Annotated in this window: 17 protein-coding genes and 1 pseudogene; 13 read left to right on the top strand and 5 right to left on the bottom strand. The window is 64.4% G+C overall.

Translation table 11 applies throughout. The annotated features are described in order from the left end of the window. From HU735_RS27045 to HU735_RS06525, 3 genes and pseudogenes are all read right to left on the bottom strand, one after another. Window positions 1-245 (bottom strand): annotated as a pseudogene (locus tag HU735_RS27045) (hypothetical protein); the annotation flags it as partial. A 52-nt stretch (window positions 246-297) separates the two neighbouring features. Next, complete coding sequence (locus HU735_RS06520) at window positions 298-1,653, bottom strand: amino acid permease (RefSeq protein ID WP_028689633.1); 1,356 nt, start codon at window positions 1,651-1,653, stop codon at window positions 298-300. 48 nt (window positions 1,654-1,701) lie between these two features. Then, window positions 1,702-2,643: an AEC family transporter gene (locus HU735_RS06525; protein WP_186712862.1), complete on the bottom strand. Its 942-nt coding sequence runs from the start codon at window positions 2,641-2,643 to the stop codon at window positions 1,702-1,704. 190 nt (window positions 2,644-2,833) lie between these two features. On the opposite strand from HU735_RS06525, the gene HU735_RS06530 reads away from it, so the two are divergent. Then, on the top strand, window positions 2,834-4,468 hold the full coding sequence (locus HU735_RS06530) for a phospholipase (RefSeq protein ID WP_186712863.1): 1,635 nt from the start codon (window positions 2,834-2,836) through the stop codon (window positions 4,466-4,468). Between the two features lie 14 nt (window positions 4,469-4,482). After that, a complete protein-coding gene (locus HU735_RS06535) occupies window positions 4,483-4,674 on the top strand; it encodes a hypothetical protein (RefSeq protein WP_186712864.1) in 192 nt (63 codons plus the stop codon). An 85-nt stretch (window positions 4,675-4,759) separates the two neighbouring features. Here the strand turns inward: HU735_RS06535 and HU735_RS06540 are convergent, their stop codons facing one another. Together HU735_RS06540 and HU735_RS06545 are read right to left on the bottom strand one after the other, a co-directional pair. After that, window positions 4,760-5,320 carry a response regulator transcription factor gene (locus tag HU735_RS06540; RefSeq protein ID WP_028689629.1) on the bottom strand — a complete coding sequence of 187 codons (561 nt, stop codon included), beginning with the start codon at window positions 5,318-5,320 and terminating at the stop codon, window positions 4,760-4,762. Further along, window positions 5,317-6,576, bottom strand: a complete 1,260-nt coding sequence (locus HU735_RS06545; protein ID WP_186712865.1) for an ATP-binding protein — start codon at window positions 6,574-6,576, stop codon at window positions 5,317-5,319. The genes HU735_RS06540 and HU735_RS06545 overlap by 4 nt, the downstream gene beginning before the upstream one ends. A gap of 201 nt (window positions 6,577-6,777) precedes the next feature. Between HU735_RS06545 and HU735_RS06550 the strand changes: the two genes are divergently transcribed. From HU735_RS06550 to HU735_RS06600, 11 genes are all read left to right on the top strand, one after another. After that, window positions 6,778-7,500, top strand: coding sequence for an SIMPL domain-containing protein (locus HU735_RS06550; RefSeq protein WP_186712866.1), 723 nt, complete (start codon window positions 6,778-6,780; stop codon window positions 7,498-7,500). A 311-nt stretch (window positions 7,501-7,811) separates the two neighbouring features. Then, window positions 7,812-9,437 (top strand): ABC transporter substrate-binding protein, encoded by a 1,626-nt coding sequence (locus HU735_RS06555; protein ID WP_186712867.1) that lies wholly within the window; start codon window positions 7,812-7,814, stop codon window positions 9,435-9,437. 212 nt (window positions 9,438-9,649) lie between these two features. Beyond that, window positions 9,650-11,242, top strand: coding sequence for an ABC transporter substrate-binding protein (locus tag HU735_RS06560; protein ID WP_186712868.1), 1,593 nt, complete (start codon window positions 9,650-9,652; stop codon window positions 11,240-11,242). Window positions 11,243-11,399: 157 nt separating this feature from the next. After that, a complete protein-coding gene (locus tag HU735_RS06565; RefSeq protein ID WP_186712869.1) occupies window positions 11,400-12,779 on the top strand; it encodes an OprD family porin in 1,380 nt (459 codons plus the stop codon). Between the two features lie 72 nt (window positions 12,780-12,851). Next, the gene (locus HU735_RS06570) at window positions 12,852-14,447 is read left to right on the top strand and encodes an ABC transporter substrate-binding protein (protein ID WP_186712870.1); all 1,596 of its coding nucleotides are present in this window, start codon (window positions 12,852-12,854) and stop codon (window positions 14,445-14,447) included. 77 nt (window positions 14,448-14,524) lie between these two features. Continuing rightward, on the top strand, window positions 14,525-15,535 hold the full coding sequence (locus tag HU735_RS06575) for an ABC transporter permease subunit (protein ID WP_028689623.1): 1,011 nt from the start codon (window positions 14,525-14,527) through the stop codon (window positions 15,533-15,535). A gap of 10 nt (window positions 15,536-15,545) precedes the next feature. Next, a complete protein-coding gene (locus HU735_RS06580) occupies window positions 15,546-16,472 on the top strand; it encodes an ABC transporter permease subunit (protein WP_028689622.1) in 927 nt (308 codons plus the stop codon). 10 nt (window positions 16,473-16,482) lie between these two features. Then, window positions 16,483-17,451, top strand: a complete 969-nt coding sequence (locus HU735_RS06585) for an ABC transporter ATP-binding protein (protein ID WP_028689621.1) — start codon at window positions 16,483-16,485, stop codon at window positions 17,449-17,451. Continuing rightward, window positions 17,451-18,581 carry a peptide ABC transporter ATP-binding protein gene (locus HU735_RS06590; protein WP_273018692.1) on the top strand — a complete coding sequence of 377 codons (1,131 nt, stop codon included), beginning with the start codon at window positions 17,451-17,453 and terminating at the stop codon, window positions 18,579-18,581. Before HU735_RS06585 ends, HU735_RS06590 begins: the two co-directional genes overlap by 1 nt. A gap of 75 nt (window positions 18,582-18,656) precedes the next feature. Next, a complete protein-coding gene (locus HU735_RS06595) occupies window positions 18,657-19,466 on the top strand; it encodes a nuclear transport factor 2 family protein (RefSeq protein ID WP_186712871.1) in 810 nt (269 codons plus the stop codon). Window positions 19,467-19,531: 65 nt separating this feature from the next. Next, the gene (locus HU735_RS06600) at window positions 19,532-20,938 is read left to right on the top strand and encodes an FAD-dependent oxidoreductase (protein WP_186712872.1); all 1,407 of its coding nucleotides are present in this window, start codon (window positions 19,532-19,534) and stop codon (window positions 20,936-20,938) included. Window positions 20,939-20,961 lie beyond the last annotated feature (23 nt).

Genomic DNA, 20,961 nt, shown 5'->3' on the forward strand with positions numbered 1-20,961 from the left:
AGCGCTTGACGGGCATCCATGCCCGTCACCTCCCTCCGCAAGAACTCCGCTCGGCCTCCTGAAGTCGCAATTGGCGTCGCCTGAACTATCGCGCACTTAGAAGCAACAGCAAGATCAAGATCAAGATCAAGATCAAGATCAAGAGATGCGAAGTTGGAGGTTAGATAATTGGCAATGTGTTGACTGCCTGCGATGGCAACCGAGAGATTTAAAACAAACTTGAATGACCATAATACGCCATCCAAGCCTGCTCGGTTTCAGGACACCATAAGCATCCCGAAACCGAACTAGATAAAATCAGGCCTGCCGCGCCTTCTTGATCCGGAACGCCACCCACAACACAGCAATCCACGCCGGAATCAACATCACCGAAATACGAATCGGCGGCGTCAGGTACATCACCACGAGGATCAGCACGATGAACGCCAGGCACAGGTAGTTGGTCAGCGGATGCCCCAGACTCCGGTAGAACGGCTGGATACCCGCCGCCAGCTTGGCCTTGCGGAACTTCAGGTGGGTAATGCTGATGCTCGCCCAGTTGATCACCAGCGCCGACACCGCCAGAGCCATGAGCAGACCGAAGGCCTCGCCCGGCATCAGGTAGTTGATCACCACGCACAGACCAGTGGCGAAGGCCGACACGCCCAGCGCGGTGAGCGGCACGCCACGACGGCTGACCTTGAGCAGCTGGCGCGGCGCGTCACCCTGCGTGGCCAACCCGAACAGCATGCGGCTGTTGGCGTACACGCAGCTGTTGTAGACCGACAGCGCGGCGGTCAGCACCACAACGTTGAGGATGGTCGCAACCAGGTCGCTGTCCAGCTCGTGGAAGATCATCACGAACGGGCTGCCGCCCTGCACCACCTTCTGCCACGGATACAGCGACAGCAGCACGGCCAGCGCGCCGATGTAGAAGATCAGGATGCGATAGACCACCTGATTGGTCGCCTTCGGAATACTTTCACGCGGGTTGGCCGCCTCGGCGGCGGTGATGCCCACCAGCTCCAGGCCACCAAAGGAGAACATGATCACCGCCAGGGCCATGATCAGCCCGGTGACGCCATTGGGGAAGAAGCCGCCGTACTGCCACAGGTTGGCGACGCTGGCATCCGGCCCACCGTGGCCACTGGTCAGCAGCCAGGCGCCGAAACCGATCATGCTGACGATCGCCACCACCTTGACCAGGGCGAACCAGAACTCCATTTCGCCGTACACCTTCACCTGGGTCAGGTTGATCGCGTTGATCACCACGAAGAAGATCGCCGCCGTGGCCCAGGTGGGGAAGTCCGGCCACCAGTACTGCACATAGATACCCACCGCGGTGAGCTCGGCCATGCCGACCAGCACGTAGACCACCCAGTAGTTCCAGCCCGAGACGAAACCGGCGAACTCGCTCCAGTACTGGTGCGCGAAGTGGCTGAAGCTGCCGGCGACCGGCTCCTCAACCACCATCTCGCCCAGCTGGCGCATGATCAGGAAGGCCATCAGGCCGGCGATGGCGTAGCCCAGCAACACCGACGGGCCGGCCAGCTGGATGGTCTGGGCGATGCCCAGGAACAGCCCGGTGCCGATGGCCCCGCCCAGCGCGATCAGCTGGATATGGCGATTCTTCAGCCCGCGCTGCAAGCGCTCGGGCGTGCTCTGGTCTTGCATGAAGTGTCCTTTAGGTGAGGCAGTGTTATTGGTTTTGCTTGCAATGGACTAGATCCATCCACCCCATTGCAAGAAGAAAATCCCGATGTTCGTGGTGACGGCGGCCATCAGCGTGGTGATCACGATGATCGACGCCGCCAGCTCATGGTTGCCGTTGGCTTCCCGCGCCATCACATAACTGGCCGCCGCGGTGGGGCTGCCGATGTAGAGGAACAGGATGCCCAGCTCCGCGCCGCGAAAACCGCACAACCAGGCGCCAAGCGTTCCCAGCACCGGCAGCCAGACCATCTTCACCAGGCTGACGTCGATGGCCAACCGGCCACTGTCGCGCAGCGCCGCCAGTGACAGGGTGCCGCCGATGCAGATCAGCGCCAGCGGCAAGGTCATCTGTGCCAGGTAGTCCCCCGAGGTAAGCAGCCAGTTAGGCAGCGGCACCTGGCCATAGGCCATGGGCGTGGCCAGCAGCACGCTGATGATCAACGGGTTGCTGAGGATGCTCTTGCAGATACTCCACGGGTCGGATTTCAGGTCCGGGCTGTACACCGCCAGGACCACCGCCGACAACGAGTTGTACAGCAGGATCACCAGCCCGGCCAGCACCGCGCCGAGGGATATACCGTAGTCGCCATACAGGCTGGCCGCCAGTGCCAGGCCGATCACGCCGTTGTTGCCGCGAAACGCGCCCTGCGTGTAGACGCCCCGGTCCGCCCGCGGACAGCGCCAGATCGCCAGGCCCCAGGCCAGGCCGAAACACGCCAGCGTCGCGACCACGAAGTAGAGGATCACCCCCGGTTTCACCGCCGCCGCCAGGTCGGCGTGGTAGATGCCGAGGAACAGCAGCGCCGGCATGCACACGTTGAACACCAGCTTCGAGGCGACCCGGTTGAAGTTGTCGTCGATCAAACGGATGCGCTTGAGCAGCACGCCCATGAACAGCATGGCGAACACAGGGGCCGTGATGTTCAGTGTCTGAATGAGAAGGGCAAGCATGCAACGTGTTCCCGGGAAATACCGTCAGGGGCGCAATCATACGTGAGTGCCGGGGGAGTTGCGCCCGCCACAGCAGCCAGATACCCGCACAAAGAGGCCTTGACGTAGGAATTTTCCTGAATATAGTACGGATTACTGTATATGCATACAGTATAAAAATGGATTATCCGGACATTGCAAGGAGCAAATCATGTCAGGAATGCACACAATGCCTGCGGCCGCGAAGGCCCAGGCAACGCTGGTGGTCGCCGACCTCGAGCAACTGTTCGAGGAACAGGGCGTCGCCCTGCCCGGCAGCGACAGCCATCTGGTGCTGGTCATGCATGGCCACCACACCGTCAAGTACCACCGCCTTGCGCCGCCACCGGCGCGCGGCCCATCCGCACGGCGCGGACCGGAGCTGTTCTTCGAAGGCGGCGAACACACCGCCATCGGCGACAACACTCTGCTGCGCTTTGAGGCGGGTCAACCGGGTATCCCCGCCCACCAGTCGCCACTGCCGTTGCCCAACGGCCTGAGCCTGACCTATGGCCAGGTGATCGCCCTGGGCGGCGACTTCTACGGTTTGCCCGATCGCCCGATCGCCGATGGCGTCAACGACGCCGAACGGGTCGATCGCTTCACCCAGGCCTTCGATTCCCTGGCGCGCCTGCCAGCGGCCAAGGCGGAAGCCGAACAGATCCTTGCGGTCATGCAGGAAGAAATCGGCGCCGCCAACCAGGCCATCAAGGACGGCCGCCAGCCCCACGAGGCCTATGACGCGCTGGGTGACAGCCTGTCGGCGCGCTGGAACCGCATCACCGGGGGCGGCAGCTTCGCCTCCGACCTGTTCCCCCTGGGCCGCTACCTGAAACTGGCCGCCAGCAACTGGGACCACTTCGGCCCCTGGGCGCTGGCGGCCTACCAGGCCGGCCACGCCGCCGCCCTGCAGCAGGCGTTGAAAGCCCGCGCCAGCGGCGAAGAACGCGACCTGCAACTGGCCTACGCGATGAACGCCTTCGCCGACCACTTCCTCACCGACCTGTTCTCCGCCGGCCACCTGCGGGTGCCGCGCAAGGCCCTGGCTGACACCGTCACGCCAAGTGACGTCGGCTCGCTGATCTCGCGCTTCATGCACGACGAGGACAGCAAGTACGGCCTGGCCGTGCGCAATGCCGAAGGCGAGCAATGGCGCGCCTACGGCGACAAGCGCTACTTCGACAGCGTCGACGTGGCCAACCGTCGCCAGGTGGGCCGCGCCGTGCAACGTTCGGCCGACGAGGTGTTCCAGGCCTTCGCCGAAGGTCGCGCGCCGGCGGCGAAGGACTTCGCGGCGCTGCGCCTGGCGCCCGACCTGCGGGCCGCCGAGCAGGATCTGGTGCCCGGCAACTTCGCCCCGCTGTACTTCCAGGACGGCAAGACCGTGCTGCGGCGCAAGGATGTCAACGACCTCAACGACCGCAACCGCATCGGCGACTGGTGGGGATGGAGCACCTACCTGCTGCTCAAGGACTACAAGCCGAACAAGCCCACCGGCTTCATTGATGCCCCGGCCACCACGCCGGCGATCACCGGCTGGGAGCGCCGCGAGCCCAATGGCCTGAACTGGCAGCGGGGCAACGCGGTGCGCTACGCCTTCAGCGTCACCGACCTGCTCAACGAGTCGTACATCGGCCCGTGGAGCGCCTATGTCGAGTTGACCGACCAGTTCCACCCGAGCGTGCAGGTGCCGGCGGACAGCAAGCAACGCGGGCGCAACCTGTTCCGCCAGTTCCGCGGCGGTTCACCGGAACTGATCGCCAGCCTGGACAGCAAGACCACGCTCTATATCGATCGCAACGCGTGACAAGGAGGTCACCGATGAATATCAAGGTCAAACTGGAACTGGCTTCGGGCCAGTCGATGGAAGGTATGCCGCTGGAGTTGCTGCGTGCCGGCAAGGTGATTGGCCGGGCGAAAGTGCCGGCAGGGGGACAGGTGGCGTTCGAGGCGCCATCGGGGACTGGGCAGCTGGCGGTGCGGGTTGACCGCTCGGGGGTGAAAGCTTCCTAAAGCCAATAGAATGCCATCGCGGGGCAAGCCCGCTCCCACAGCCTGTGTTCGGACTGTGGGAGCGGGCTTGCCCCGCGATGCTTGCTTAGCGCCGCACCGGGCGCTTCTGCAACTTGCGCTGCAGCGTGCGCCGGTGCATGCCCAGCGCGCGCGCCGTGGCGGAGATGTTGCCTTCGTGCTCGCTCAGCACCCGCTGGATGTGCTCCCACTGCAGGCGATCCACCGACATCGGGTTTTCCGGCACCAGGGTGTCCAGGTCGGTGTGCTCCGAGAGCAGCGCCGCCAGCACATCATCGGCGTCCGCCGGCTTGCACAGGTAGTTGCAGGCTCCGCGCTTGACCGCCTCGACCGCCGTGGCGATGCTTGAGTAGCCGGTCAGGATCACCACGCGCATCTCCGGGTCCAGCTCCAGCAGCTTGGGCAGCAGCACCAGGCCAGAGTCGCCTTCCATCTTCAGGTCCAGCGTGGCGTAGTCCGGCAGGTCCTGCTCAGCCAGCTTGAGGCCTTCCTCGGCGGAACCCGCAGTGCTCACGCGGAACCCGCGACGGGCCATGGCCCGGGCCATCACCCGGGTAAAGGTGGCGTCGTCATCCACCAGCAGCAGGTGCGGCAGTTCTTCGCCTTCGACCTGGTTTTCTTCGCTCATCTTGCATCTCCTCGCTTGCCATGGGGCAGGCGCAATTCGGTCAGGGTGCCACCCTGCTCATGACTATAGAGTTTCACCGAACCGCCCGCACGCGTCACGCTGGCCTTGCTCAAGAACAGGCCCAGGCCGAAGCCTTTGCCCTTGGTGGTAATGAAGGGTTTGCCGATCGCCTCGGCGATGGCCGGCGGCACGCCGGGGCCATGGTCGCGGATGCTGATGACGATGTCCTGGGCGTCCCAGTCCAGGCGCACCTCCAGGTAGTCCGGGCAGGCATCGGCGGCGTTGTTCAACAGGTTCAGCAGCGCCTGGGTCAGGTCCGGCGGCGGTGTCAGCCGCGGCACCACGCCATCGCGCAGGCGCTGGAAGCGATAGCTGGCCTCCGGGCGCATCAGGTGCCAGCGGTTGAGCGCCTCGTCCAGCCAGGCGGTGACGTCCTGCTCGACGATCGCCAGGCGCCGGTTGGCCTCGGCGGCGCGCACCAGCTGCTGCAGGGTCTCCTTGCACAGTTTGACCTGGTCCTGAAGGATCTGCAGGTCTTCTTGCAACAGGGGGTCGGCATGATCCTGACGCATCTCGTTGAGCAGCACGCTCATGGTCGCCAGCGGCGTGCCCAGCTCATGGGCGGCGCCAGCGGCCTGGGTGGCCACGGCCAGCAGCTGCTCGTCGCGCAGGCTTTCTTCACGGCGTTCAGCGCGCAGGTTCTCCTGCCGACGCAGCTCCTCGGCCATGCGCGCGGCGAAGAAGGTGATCACCCCCGCAGCCAGGGCAATGCTCAGCCACATGCCGTAGACCTGCATGGTGTCGCGGGCCAGCGGCAGCGTTTCCAGCGGGTAGTACTGCACCAGCAGCAAGCTGTAGGCCACCAGGGCAATGCCCGAGAGCACCAGCGAGTAGATCCATGGCAGCGTCACTGCGGCGATCGCCAGCGGCACCAGGTAATAAGAGACGAAGGGGTTGGTCGAGCCGCCCGAGTAATAAAGCAGGGCACTGTGGATCAGCAGATCGCAGGCCAGTTGCAGGGCGTATTCGAGCTCGGTGACCGGCAGCGACAGGCGCAGGCGCAGGGCGGTGAACGCGCACAGCAGCGACGACAGCGCCAGCGTCACCGCCAGCGAGAACCACGGCAGCGGCAGCAGCTCGGTCCAGTAGGCCACGCCCACGGAGCCGGCCTGGGCCGCCAGCACGAGAATGCGGATGAAGGTCAGGCGCCAGAGGTTCTGGCGTGTAGCGGACAACGGTTGTGCGACGGCGAGCATGAGCTCTCCCAATGAGTGCTCCAGGAAAATCGGCTGGAGTATACCGAAGCCGGGCGCCTCGCTGCAGCGATGCGGCAAAGCGCCACACTTTGTCACAGACTCATGATGGCATTTTTGAACCCACTACACTGTTGCCGGTCTGATCGGCCATGCGTGGAACGGATGTCCTCATCCACGCCTTACCTTGCCAAGGAGCTCCACATGCACATTTCCCGTCGCGGCGCCGCCGCCGTTGCCCTGTCCTGCGGCATGCTCGCCAGCCTGCCGACCCTGGCGGCCGATGAGCCTCGCTACAACCAGGTGTCGCTGCGCGCCGAAGTCAGCAAGGAAGTGGCGCGCGACCTGATGGTCGTGACGCTGTACAGCGAAGCCCAGAACAGCGACCCGGGCAAGCTCGCCAAAGAGATCACCGAGACCATGAACAAGGCCGTGCAGCAGGCCCGCCAGGTCAAGGACGTGAAGATCAGCCAGGGCAGCCGCAACAGCTACCCGATCTACGACACCAAGGGCCAGAAGATCACCGGCTGGCGCGAGCGCGCCGAGCTGCGCCTGGAAGGCGCCGATTTCCCGGCCCTGTCCAAGCTCACCGGCGAGCTGCTGCAGGACCTGAAAATGGGCGGCATGGACTTCTCCATCGCCCCGGCCACACGCAAGTCCAATGAGGACGAGCTGCTCAAGGACGCCGTCGCCGCCTTCAAGGCCCGCGCCCAGCTGGCCACCGAGGCCCTCGGCGGCAAAGGCTACAAGGTGGTCAACCTGAACCTCAACAGCAGCGGCTACCCACGTCCGTACCTGCGCAGCGCACCGATGGCGATGATGGCCAAGGGCGCCGCCGACGAGGCCGCGCCGGCACCGGATATCGAGGCGGGCACCAGCGAAGTCAGCATGAGTGCCGATGGCCTGATCGAAGTCCAGGTCCCCTGACCCCTCCAACTGGATGTCCGGGTCGCGTAAAGCGTCTCGGACAGCAGTTTCAGACCTTTCCTACGCACCAAACGGGTGCGTCTGCTTGTCACATAAAGTGCGAAATATCTTGTAATTTCCGCCCTTTTCTCCCGCGCAAACGATCAACATTCGCCAAAGTTATATGGATGCGACATCCATGTACGTCCGTACCACTATTTTGGCGCCAACCATCCCGCTGAGTGTTGCATTGGGAACACCCCCTGCATAAGTATCCGCAGGTCGGCTCACGAGGCCGCCTCAATTCGAAAAATGACAACAATGAGGCCACCATGCTCAAACACGCAGTCATTCCGTTCCTGGTTGGCGCAGGCTTGCTAGCCGGCGCACCGTTCGCCCACGCCGCGACCAATCTGGTGTTCTGCTCCGAAGGCAGCCCGGCCGGTTTCGACCCTGGCCAGTACACCACCGGGACCGACTTTGACGCCTCCGCCGAAACCATGTTCAACCGCCTGACCCAGTTCGAGCGCGGCGGTACCAAGGTCATTCCGGGCCTGGCCACCCAGTGGGAGGTTTCCGATGACGGCAAGACCTACACCTTCCACCTGCGCGAAGGCGTGAAGTTCCATACCACCGAGTACTTCAAGCCAACCCGTGCGTTCAACGCCGACGACGTGCTGTTCACCTTCAACCGCATGCTCGACAAGGACCACCCCTTCCGCAAGGCCTACCCCACCGAGTTCCCGTACTTCACCGACATGGGCATGGACAAGAACATCGCCAAGCTCGAGAAGGTCGACGAGCACACCGTGAAGTTCACCCTCAACGACGTCGACGCCGCGTTCATCCAGAACCTGGCCATGAGCTTCGCCTCGATCCAGTCCGCCGAATACGCCGATCAGCTGCTCAAGCAGGGCAAGGCCGCCGATATCAACCAGAAGCCGATCGGCACCGGCCCGTTCGTGTTCAGCAAGTACCAGAAGGACGCGCAGATCCGCTACAAGGGCAACAAGGACTACTGGAAGCCCGAAGACGTCAAGATCGACAACCTGATCTTCGCCATCAGCACCGACGCCTCGGTGCGCATGCAGAAGCTCAAGAAGAACGAATGCCAGGTCACCCTGTTCCCGCGTCCGGCCGACATCAAGCCGCTGCAGGAAGACAAGAAGCTGCAGATGCCTGAACAGGCCGGCTTCAACCTCGGCTACATCGCCTACAACGTGATGGACAAGGTCAAGGGCAGCAACGACGCCAACCCGCTGTCGCAACTCAAGGTGCGCGAAGCGCTGGACATGGCCGTCAACAAGCAGCAGATCATCGAGTCGGTGTACCAGGGCGCCGGCCAGCTGGCGGTCAACGCCATGCCGCCTACCCAGTGGTCCTACGACACCACCATCAAGGACGCCAAGTACGATCCTGAGAAAGCCAAGCAGCTGCTCAAGGAAGCCGGCGTCAAGGAAGGCACCGAAATCACCCTGTGGGCCATGCCGGTGCAGCGCCCCTACAACCCCAACGCCAAGCTGATGGCCGAAATGCTCCAGTCCGACTGGGCCAAGGTCGGCATCAAGGCCAAGATCGTCAGCTACGAATGGGGCGAGTACATCAAGCGTTCCAAGGGCGGCGAACAAGGCGCCATGCTGATCGGCTGGAGCGGCGACAACGGTGACCCGGACAACTGGCTCGGCACCCTGTACAGCTGCGACGCCATGAGCGGCAACAACTTCTCCAAGTGGTGCTTCAAGCCCTACGACGACCTGATCAAGCAGGCCAAGGCCACCCCCGACCAGGCCAAGCGCACCGAGCTGTACCAGCAGGCGCAACACATCCTCAAGGAGCAGGTGCCGATCACCCCGATCGCCCACTCCACCGTGTATCAGCCAATGAGCACGTCCGTGAAGGACTTCAAGATCAGCCCCTTCGGCCTGAACTCCTTCTACGGGGTCAGCGTGAGCAAGTAGCGCCAAACATCGCCCCGCCGTTTTTTCCGGGGGGACGATGACACGACCGGGCGATACGTAGGGCAATTCCCTCACGCTCGCCGGAACGCTCCCGCACCCAAATCAGTAGCGAACCCTGGCTCCCACATTCTGGCGCACCTATCGTCAGGACCGGGATGTTGCAGCCGCGTTTTGCCTGTCGCGGCCCGAAAAAGACGGACAAAGGATCTGCCATGCGCCTGACCACACTGTGTTCCACCCTGCTTGCCCTCGGCCTGCTCAGCCAGGCCCCGGCGAGCCTCGCCAACAACCTGGTGTTCTGCTCCGAGGGCAGCCCGGCGGGCTTCGACACCGCCCAGTACACCGCGGCCACCGACAACGACGCCGCCGAGCCGATCTACAACCGCCTGGTCGAGTTCGAGCGTGGCGGCACCGCCGTGCAGCCGGGCCTGGCCACCGACTGGCAGGTGTCCGAGGACGGCCTGAAATACACCTTCCACCTGCGCCCCGGGGTGAAGTTCCATGCCAACAAGGACTTCAAGCCCACCCGCGACTTCAACGCCGACGACGTGCTGTTCACCTTCAACCGCATGCTCGACAAGAACCACCCCTTCCGCCAGGCCTACCCCACCGAGTTCCCGTACTTCATCAGCATGGGCCTGGACAAGAACATCGCCAGCGTCGAGAAGACCGACCCGCTGACCGTGGTCTTTACCCTCAACAAGGTCGACGCCGCGTTCCTGCAGAACATCGCCATGGCCTTCGCCTCGATTCTCTCCGCCGAGTACGCCGAGCACCTGCTGGCCGGCGGCAAGGCCAGCGACATCAACCAGAAGCCGATCGGCACCGGCCCGTTCGTGTTCCAGCGCTACCAGAAGGATTCGCAGATCCGCTTCAAGGGCAACAAGGATTACTGGGCGCCAGACCGGGTGAAGATCGACAACCTGGTGTTCTCGATCAACGTCGACCCGTCGGTGCGCATTCAGAAGCTGCGCCGCAACGAGTGCCAGATCACCCTGCACCCACGTCCGGCCGACCTGCCGGCGCTCAAGCAGGACGGCAAGCTGCAGGTGATGACCCAGCCCGGCTTCAACCTCGGCTACATCGCCTACAACACCCAACACCCGCCGTTCGACCGGCTGGAGGTGCGTCAGGCCATGGACATGGCGGTGAACAAGAAAGCGATCATCGAGGCGGTCTACCAGGACGCCGGCCAGGCCGCGTCGAACGCCATGCCGCCAACTCAATGGTCCTACGACAAGTCGATCAAGGACGCGCCCTTCGACCCGGAAAAGGCCAAGCAGCTGCTCAAGCAGGCCGGGGTCAAGGAAGGTACCGAAATCACCCTGTGGGCCATGCCGGTGCAGCGCCCCTACAACCCCAATGCCAAGCTGATGGCCGAAATGCTCCAGTCCGACTGGAGCAAGCTCGGCTTCAAGGTGCGCATCGTCAGCTACGAGTGGGGTGAATACCTCAAGCGCATGAAGAACGGCGAGCACGACATCGCCCTGATCGGCTGGACCGGCGACAACGGCGACCCGGACAACTGGCTGGGCACGCTGTTCAGTTGCGACGCCATCGGCAGCAACAACTACTCGCTGTGGTGCGACACGCAGTACGACGCCCTGGTCAAGAAAGCCAAGCAGGTCACCGACCGCGACCAGCGCACCAGCCTCTACGAACAAGCCCAGCAACGCCTCAAGCAACAGGTGCCGATCACCCCGGTCGCGCACTCCACGGTCAACCAGCCGCTGAGCATCAGCGTGAAAGACTTCAAGGTCAGCCCCTTCGGACGCAACGTTTTTTCCGGCGTCAGCATCGATTGACCCTGCATCGCCCGGCCGGGAGTACGACCCACTCCCGCGCCCGCGTGCAGCCCGGATTTGCCTGGCAACCCCAAGGCAGACACTGCAGTACCGCGTCACCGTGACAAGCCCGGTCCACGAGGTCGGGTGATAACTAAAAAAATATCAGGGAGCTTTCATGTTGATTCGTACCACCACCACCGCACTGGCCTTGTCCGTGGGCGCCTTCTGCGCCCTCGCCCAGGCCGAACCCGTGAGCCAGGACTTCGTGCCGATCGCGCTCAAGTCCAGCAGCGAGCAGGCCGAAGCCAAGGGCTTCATCGATGGCCAGAGCCTGTCCGGCAGCACCCGCAACTGGTACGCCCGCGAACGCGCCACCCGCGCGCCGCTGTGGAAGTACACCAAGAGCGACGGCAGCCGCCACGACACCCACAGCCGCGACAACTGGGTCCAGGGCACCATCCTCAACTACAGCTCGGGCTTCACCGAAGGTACCGTGGGCTTCGCCGTCGAGGCTGCGGCCTACAACGCCATCGCCCTCGAGCAGGGCCGCGCCGCCGTGGCCGGCCCGAACAACCGTACGCTGACCCACAGCGACGGCGATCCGATCGGCCAGTGGAGCAAGATGGGCCTGGGCAACGTCAAGGCGCGCATTTCCAATACCACGCTGACCGTGGGCCGCCAGTCGGTGGACACGCCGATGATCGCCTATATCGGCAACCGTGCGCTGCCTTCGAGCTTCCAGGGCGCGTTCCTGCACAGCGCCGAGTTCGAGAACCTGTCGTTCGACCTGGGCACCTTCGACCGCGTCTCGCCGCGTACCGAGCAGAGCCTGAGCAAGTTCCGCAGCGAATACGGCAACGGCCGGGAAACCGACCGCGCCAGCACCGTCGGCATCAACTACCAGCCGCTCAAGAGCCTGACCACCAGCCTCTACGCCACCAAGGTCGAGGACTTCTGGAACCAGTACTACTTCGGCGCCAACCACGTGCTGGGCGACAGCGCGGTGCTGAGCCTGACCACCGGTCTGAACTACTACAAGACCGTGGACGAAGGCAGCAAGAAGATGGGCGAGATCGACAACGACACCTACAGCCTGTCGTTCGGCCTGACCCACCAGGCCCACACCCTCACCGCCTCCTGGCAGCAGGTCAACGGCAACGAGTACTTCGACTACCTGCACGAAACCAACGGCATCTACCTGGCCAACTCCCTGCTGTCGGACTTCAACGGCCCGAACGAAAAATCCCTGCAGATCAGCTATGTGCTGAACATGGCGCCGTATGGCGTGCCGGGCCTGAAGTTCAACGTCTACAACGCCCGCGGCTGGGACATCGACGGTACCCACTACAAGGGCACCGCCTATGACGTCCGTGGCCAGGACGGCGAGAACCACTACGAGTGGGGCATCGGCACCAGCTACGCGGTACAGAGCGGCATGCTGAAGGACACCACCATCCGCGCCACCTATACCGCCCACCGTGCGAGCAAGGCACAGAGCGACGGCAGCCTCGACGAGTTCCGCGTCGTCACCACCATTCCGTTCAACATCCTCTGACCGTTGGCGCCACGGCCCGACTCCCCACGGGCCGTGGCGGCTACGCTGGAACTAGCACTGCAGGGAGGTTCCATGAAAATGCTACCGCTACGTGCTGCCTTGGCAGCCGTCATCCTGGGCGCCGCATCGAATCTGGCGGCCAAGCCGCTGGTGGTGTGCACCGAAGCCAGCCCGGAAGGCTTCGACATCGTCCAGTACACCACCGCCGTCACCGCCGACGCCACGGCCGAGGCCATCTTCAACCGCCTGGTCGACTTCAAGCCCGGCACCACCGAGATCCAGCCGGCCCTGGCCACGAGCTGGGAAGTCAGCCCCGACGGGCTGGTGTATACCTTCCACTTGCGCGAAGGCGTCAAGTTCCACACCACCGATTACTTCAAGCCGACCCGCGACTTCAACGCCGATGACGTGCTGTGGAGCCTGAACCGCCAGCTGAAGAAAGACCACCCGTGGCACGACAAGACCAGCGTCGGCTACCCCTATTTCGAGAGCATGGCCTTCAAGGACCTGCTCAAGTCGGTGGAAAAGACCGACGACCACACCGTGGTGATCACCCTGACCCGCCCGGAAGCGCCCTTCCTGCGCGACCTGGCCATGGCCTTCACCTCGATCTACTCCGCCGAGTACGGCGACCAGCTGCTCAAGGCCGGCAAGACCTCCGACCTCAACAGCAAGCCGGTCGGCACCGGCCCGTTCGTGTTCCAGCGCTACAGCAAGGATGCCCAGGTTCGCTACAAGGCCAACCCGGACTACTTCCGCGGCAAGCCACCGGCCGACGGGCTGATCTTCGCCATCGCCACCGACAGCAACGTGCGGCTGCAGAAACTACGCGCCAACGAGTGCCAGATCGCCCTGTATCCCAAGCCTGACGACGTGCCGGGCATCAAGACCGATCCAAAACTCAAGGTCGCCGAGATCGAGGCGCTGGTCACCGGCTACATCTCGATGAACACCCAGCACAAGTACCTGAGCGACGTGCGCGTGCGCAAGGCGATCAACATGGCCTTCGACCGCCAGACCCACGTCGACCAGCTGTTCGGCAAGGGCAACGCGCTGCCGGGTGTCAACCCGTACCCGCCGACCATGATCGGCTACAACACCGACAACAAGAACCCGCCCCACGACCTCGACAAGGCCCGCGCCCTGCTCAAGGAAGCCGGCGTGCCGGAAGGCACGGTGATCACCCTGTTCACCCGCAACGGTGGCGGCCCGACCAACCCCAACCCGCGTCTGTCGGCCGAAATGCTCCAGTCCGACCTGGCCAAGATCGGCATCAAGCTCGACATCCGCGTGATGGAATGGGCCGAGATGCTGCGTCGCGCCAAGAAGGGCGAGGCCGACCTGGTGTCGGCGGGCTGGGCCGGCGACAACGGCGACCCGGACAACTTCCTCACGCCGATGCTCAGCTGTGATGCGGTCAAGAGCGGCGAGAACTATGCGCGCTGGTGCAACCAGAAATTCCAGGACCTGATCACCCGCGCCCGCGAAGTGATCGACAACGACGAACGCGCCAGGCTCTATAACGAGGCTTTGGCGGTGTACGATGAAGACCAGCCGTGGATCAGCATGGCCCATCCGAAAATGTTCACCGCCATGCGCGAGAACGTCGAAGGCTATGTGATCAACCCACTGACCAACAACAACTTCGCCACCACCAAGGTGAAGTAGAACAACAACAGCCGCCGGACCTTGTGCAAGAGGCCCCGGCGGCACTGCCGTTACCGGCTGATGAGGTACCCCTGACAATGTTGAGTTTTATTGCCCGACGCCTGGGTCTGCTGATCCCGACGTTCTTCGGTATCACCCTGCTGACCTTCGCGCTCATACGCCTGATCCCCGGCGACCCGGTCGAAGTGATGATGGGCGAACGCCGGGTCGACCCCGAAATGCACGCCCAGGCCATGGAGCGCCTGGGCCTGAACAAACCGCTGCCGGCCCAGTACCTGGACTACGTCGGCAAGCTCGCCCAGGGCGACCTCGGCGAATCCCTGCGCACCCGTGAGAGCGTATGGAACGAATTCCTCACCCTGTTCCCGGCAACGCTGGAGCTGGCCATGGCCGCCCTGCTGTTCGCCGGGGTCATCGGCCTGCTGGCCGGGGTGATCGCCGCGCTCAAGCGCGGCTCGCTGTTCGACCACGGGGTGATGGGTATCTCGCTGGCCGGCTACTCGATGCCGATCTTCTGGTGGGGCCTGATCCTGATCATGTTCTTCTCGGTAAGCCTGGGCTGGACGCCGGTCTCCGGGCGCATCGACCTGCTCTACGACATCGAGCCGAAAACCGGCTTCATGCTCATCGACACCCTGCTCAGCGACGAGGAAGGCGCGTTCAAGGACGCGGTGATGCACCTGATCCTGCCGGCCATCGTGCTGGGCACCATCCCACTGGCGGTGATCGCCCGCATGACCCGTTCGTCGATGCTCGAAGTGCTGCGCGAGGACTACATCCGTACCGCCCGCGCCAAGGGCCTGTCGCCGTCGCGCGTGGTGTTCATCCACGGCCTGCGCAACGCGCTGATCCCGGTATTGACCGTGTTCGGCCTGCAGGTCGGCACGCTGCTGGCCGGCGCCGTGCTCACCGAAACCATCTTCTCCTGGCCGGGCATCGGCAAATGGCTGATCGAAGCCATCGGTGCCCGTGACTACCCCGTGGTCCAGAACGGCATCCTGTTGATCGCCTGCCTGGTGATCCTGGTCAACTTCGTCGTGGACATCCTCTACGGCCTGGCCAACCCACGCATCCGTCATCAGCGCTGAGGACTCCGCCATGACCAGCCCGATTCCGAAATCCGTCACCCCGCCCAGCGTGGTTGACCAAAGCTTGCTCTACCCCTCGCCGTACAAAGAGTTCTGGCAGGCCTTCTCGCGCAACAAGGGCGCGGTGGCCGGCCTGGCCTTCATGACCCTGGTGGTGTTCTGCGCCCTGTTCGCCCCCTGGGTCGCGCCGCACAACCCCAGCGAGCAGTACCGCGACTTCCTGCTCACTCCGCCGGTGTGGCTCGAAGGCGGCACCTGGCAGTTCATCCTCGGCACCGACGAACTGGGCCGCGACCTGCTCTCGCGCCTGATCCAGGGCGCCCGCCTGTCGCTGCTGATCGGCCTGTCGTCGGTGGTGATGTCGCTGATCCCGGGCATCCTGCTGGGCCTGCTGGCCGGCTTCTTCCCGCAGATCCTCGGCCCCTCGATCATGCGCCTGATGGACGTGATGCTGGCCCTGCCGTCGCTGCTGCTGGCCGTGGCCATCGTCGCCATCCTCGGCCCTGGCCTGATCAACACGGTGATCGCCATCGCCATCGTCTCGCTGCCCTCCTACGTGCGCCTGACCCGCGCCGCGGTGATGGGCGAGCTGAACCGCGACTATGTCACCGCCGCGCGCCTGGCCGGTGCCGGCCTGCCACGCCTGATGTTCGTCACCGTGCTGCCCAACTGCATGGCGCCGCTGATCGTCCAGGCCACCCTGAGCTTCTCCTCGGCGATCCTCGACGCCGCCGCCCTGGGCTTCCTTGGCCTCGGCGTCCAGCCGCCGACCCCCGAATGGGGCACCATGCTGGCCTCGGCCCGCGACTACATCGAGCGCGCCTGGTGGGTGGTGAGCCTGCCCGGCCTGACCATCCTGCTCAGTGTGCTGGCAATCAACCTGATGGGCGACGGCCTGCGCGATGCGCTGGACCCGAAACTCAAGAACGCCGCCTGAGGAGAACGCCATGTCACTGTTGCAGATCAACAACCTGAACGTGCGCTTCGGCGACGCCAATGCCGTGCCCGTGGTGGACGGCCTCGAACTGAGCGTCGACGCCGGCGAGATCCTCGCCATCGTCGGCGAGTCCGGCTCCGGCAAGTCGGTCACCATGATGGCCCTGATGGGCCTGATTGACGCCCCCGGGCGCATCACCGCCGACGTGCTCAACTTCGACGGCATCGACATGCTCAAGCTCAGCGGCCGCCAGCGCCGCAAGGTGGTGGGCAAGGACATCGCCATGGTCTTCCAGGACCCGATGACCGCGCTCAACCCCAGCTACACCGTGGGCTACCAGATCGAGGAAGTGCTGCGCCAGCACCTCGGCCTGAAAGGCAAGGCCGCGCGCCAGCGTGCCCTGGAACTGCTGAAGAAGGTCGAGATCCCGGCCGCCGAAAGCCGCCTGGACGCCTACCCGCACCAGCTGTCCGGCGGCATGAGCCAGCGCGTGGCGATCGCCATGGCCATCGCCGGCGAACCGAAGCTGCTGATCGCCGACGAACCGACCACAGCCCTGGACGTGACCATCCAGGCGCAGATCATGGAGCTGCTGGTCAACCTGCAGAAAGAGCGCAACATGGCGCTCATTCTCATCACCCACGACCTGGCCGTGGTCGCCGAGACTGCCAAGCGCGTGTGCGTGATGTACGCAGGCCAGGCCGTCGAAGTCGGCCAGGTGCCGGAGCTGTTCGACATCCCCGCCCACCCGTACAGCGAAGCGCTGCTGGCGGCCATCCCCGAGCACAGCATCGGCGCTGAGCGCCTGGCCACCCTGCCCGGCATCGTCCCTGGCCGCTATGACCGTCCGCAGGGCTGCCTGCTGTCGCCGCGCTGCCCCTATGTCCAGGAAAACTGCCGCCGGCAGCGCCCGGCCCTCGATCCCCAGGCCCATAGCCTGGTGCGTTGCTTCTATCCGCTGAACCAGGAGGTGGCGTGATGGCCGTCGTTCTTTCCGCTCGTGAGCTGACCCGCCACTACGAAGTCTCCCGCGGCATGTTCAAGGGCCATGCGCTGGTCCGCGCGCTCAATGGCGTGTCGTTCGAACTGGAGGCCGGCAAGACCCTGGCCGTGGTCGGTGAGTCCGGCTGCGGCAAGTCGACCCTGGCCCGGGCCCTGACTCTGATCGAGGAGCCCTCCTCAGGCTCGCTGCAGATCGCCGGCCACGAGGTCAAGGGCGCCAGCAAGGACCAGCGCAAGCAACTGCGCCGCGACGTGCAGATGGTGTTCCAGAGCCCCTACGCCTCGCTCAACCCACGGCAGAAGATTGGCGACCAGCTCGCCGAGCCGCTGCTGATCAACACCTCGCTGAGCAAGACCGAACGCCGCGAGAAAGTGCAGAAGATGATGGAGCAGGTGGGCCTGCGCCCCGAGCACTACCAGCGTTATCCGCACATGTTCTCCGGTGGCCAGCGCCAGCGGATCGCCCTGGCCCGGGCGATGATGCTGCAACCCAAGGTGCTGGTGGCCGACGAGCCGACCTCGGCCCTCGACGTGTCGATCCAGGCTCAGGTGCTGAACCTGTTCATGGACCTGCAGAAGGAGTTCAACACCGCCTACGTATTCATCTCCCACAACCTGGCTGTAGTGCGTCATGTGGCCGACCAGGTGCTGGTAATGTACCTGGGGCGACCGGCGGAGATGGGGCCGAAGGAAGATATCTACGAGAAGCCGCTGCACCCGTACACCCAGGCGCTGTTGTCGGCGACCCCGGCGATCCATCCGGATCCGCTGAAGCCGAAGATCCGCATTGCCGGTGAACTGCCCAACCCGTTGAATCCGCCGGATGGTTGCGCGTTCCACAAGCGTTGCCCGCATGCCACCGAGCGTTGCGCCAAGGAAGTGCCGGCGTTGCGACAGGTGAGTACGCGGCAGGTGGCTTGCCCCGCGATTGCTTCAATGCATGAAGAACCAGATCAGGATGATCACCGGAATCGGCACCCCAATCATCCACAGCAGTATCGAGCGCATGGCCGTTCTCCTCGTTCGGTGTTGAACAAAGGAGGTGCAGCGCCCATGCCAGCTGTATCAAAAAATTACATCCATACGAATCAAGCCCTTAGCCGGTAACTGCTCGGGAAAACCGTGCAAAATGCCGGATCCGTGGCCTTGCGCCTGGGTTTTCTGCAATGCACTATCGAGCCCATGACCGCCACTCCCCTCCCAGACGGCCCCGGGCAGACCCCGCTCACCGCCGACACCGTCATGCGCTACCACCTGTGCTGGAAGCATCGCGACCTGGACGGGGTGATGGCGCTCTACCACCCGGACATCCACTACCACGATTTCTTCCAGAACCGCGTGCTCGGCTTCGACGAGCTGCGTGACTACGTGCGCGCCTGCCTACCCCATGAAGCCGGCGAGGACATCGTCCACAGCGACCGCATCCGCGTCGACGGCTGCACCGCGTTCATCCAGTACCAGGTCACGGTCCAGGGGGGCGAGGGATTGGTGGCGTTCCAGTCCAGCGAAGCGATCACGGTCAAAGACGGGCTGATCTGGCGGGTCAACGAATACGCCACCCTGGTACGCCAGGGCGGCAACGCCAGGCTGCCGGGCGGCCCGCGTCCGGCCACCAGCCGCTTGGGCCTGTCACCGCGCCAGCTGTCGACCATGGCCCAGGACCTGGAGCATTACTTCCAGGCCCAACGCCCCTATCTCGACCCGGAACTCGACCTGCAGCAGGTCGCCGACGAAAGCGGCTACAGCCGCAACCAGATCTCCTACCTGCTCAACCAGGTGCTCGGCCAGAGCTTCTACCGCTACGTCAACCAGGCACGCCTGCAACACCTGATGGCCAGCCTCGGCGCCGGCAGTGCCCGCACACCCATCGACGAACTGGCGTTCAACGCAGGCTTCAACTCGCTGTCGGCCTTCTACAAGTGCTTTCGCGAGCACACCGGCCTGTCGCCCAAGGCCTACGTCAAGCAAATTTCCCTGCGTGCACGCACGTAAGACAGCCCACCTCGCGCTTCACTAGGATCGTCCACAGACCTTGACCGGATGTGGAGCCCGACCCGATGCAACCCCTGCGCACGATCAGCCTGTGGATGGACCAGCTCGACGAGCCCCTGTGCGCGCGCCCGGCCCTGCGCCAGGACCTCGATGTCGATGTGTGCATCATCGGTGCCGGCTACACCGGCCTGTGGACCGCCTACTACCTCAAGCGCCAGGCACCGCAGCTGAACATCGCCGTGATCGAGGCCAACATCGCCGGCTTCGGTGCCTCCGGGCGCAACGGTGGCTGGCTGATGGGCAACCTGCTGGGCGAGGATCGCCTGCTCGCCACGCTCTCCCCGCAGCAGCGACGTGAAAGCATCGACCTGCTGCACGGCATCCCCGACGAAGTCCACGACGTGCTGCTGCGCGAAGGCATCGCCTGCGACTACCGCAAGGGCGGGGTGCTGTACTGCGCCGCTCGCTACCCGGAACAGGAGCGCAGCCTGCGCGCCTGGCTCGATGACCTCTACCGCCAGGGCATGAACGAGGACGACTACCGCTGGCTGCGCCCCGAACAGCTGGATGCCCAGTTGAAGGTCAGCAACCCCTACGGCGCCCTCTACAGCCCGCATGTGGCCACGATCCAACCGGCCAGATTGGTGCGCGGCCTGGCGCGGACGGTCGAGGCCATGGGCGTGCCGATCTACGAAAACACCCCGGCCATCGACTGGCAGACCGGCGAAGTGCGCACCCCGCTGGCACGCATCCGCAGCCACTGGGTGGTGCCGGCCGTCGAAGGCTACGCCGCCAGCCTGCCACCGCTCGGGCGGCACCAGTTGCCGGTGCAGAGCCTGCTGGTGGCCACCGAACCGCTGCCCGAGTCGACCTGGGAACAGATCGGCCTGAGCCAGGGCCAGGCCTTCAGCGAAAACAGCCGCCAGGTCACCTATGGCCAGCGCAGCGCCGACAACCGCCTGGTGTTCGGCGCCCGTGGCGGCTACCGCTTCGGCGGTCGCCTGCGTGAGGACTTCACCCTCACCAGCAACGAGATCGAGCTGCGCCGCTACCTGTTCGGCGAACTGTTCCCGCAGCTCAAGCATGTACGCATCACCCACTCGTGGGGCGGCAACCTGGGCATGGCCCGGCGCTTCCGCCCGCACATGCTGTGCGATCGCCAACGCGGCATCGCCCTGTCCGGCGGCTACGGCGGCGAAGGCGTCGGCGCCACCAACCTGGGCGGACGCACCCTGGCGGCACTGATCCTTGGCCAGCACAACGCGCTCACCGCCCAGCCCTGGGTGCACGACAACCGTCCCTTGTCGAGCCTGGCCAGCTGGCCACCGGAGCCCTGCCGCTGGCTGGGCTACAACGCGATCATCCAGAGTTTCGTCCACGAGGACCGGACCCTCGCCAACCCGGCCAGCGCCCCCTGGCGGCGGCGCCTGGCCAGCGGGCTGGCCGACTTCATGGAAGGCTTCATGCACTGACTTCCCTTCATCACCACACAGGA

Origin of the sequence: Pseudomonas sp. BW16M2, assembly GCF_014268865.1 — a bacterium.
GTDB classification, from domain to species: Bacteria; Pseudomonadota; Gammaproteobacteria; order Pseudomonadales; family Pseudomonadaceae; genus Aquipseudomonas; species Aquipseudomonas peradeniyensis.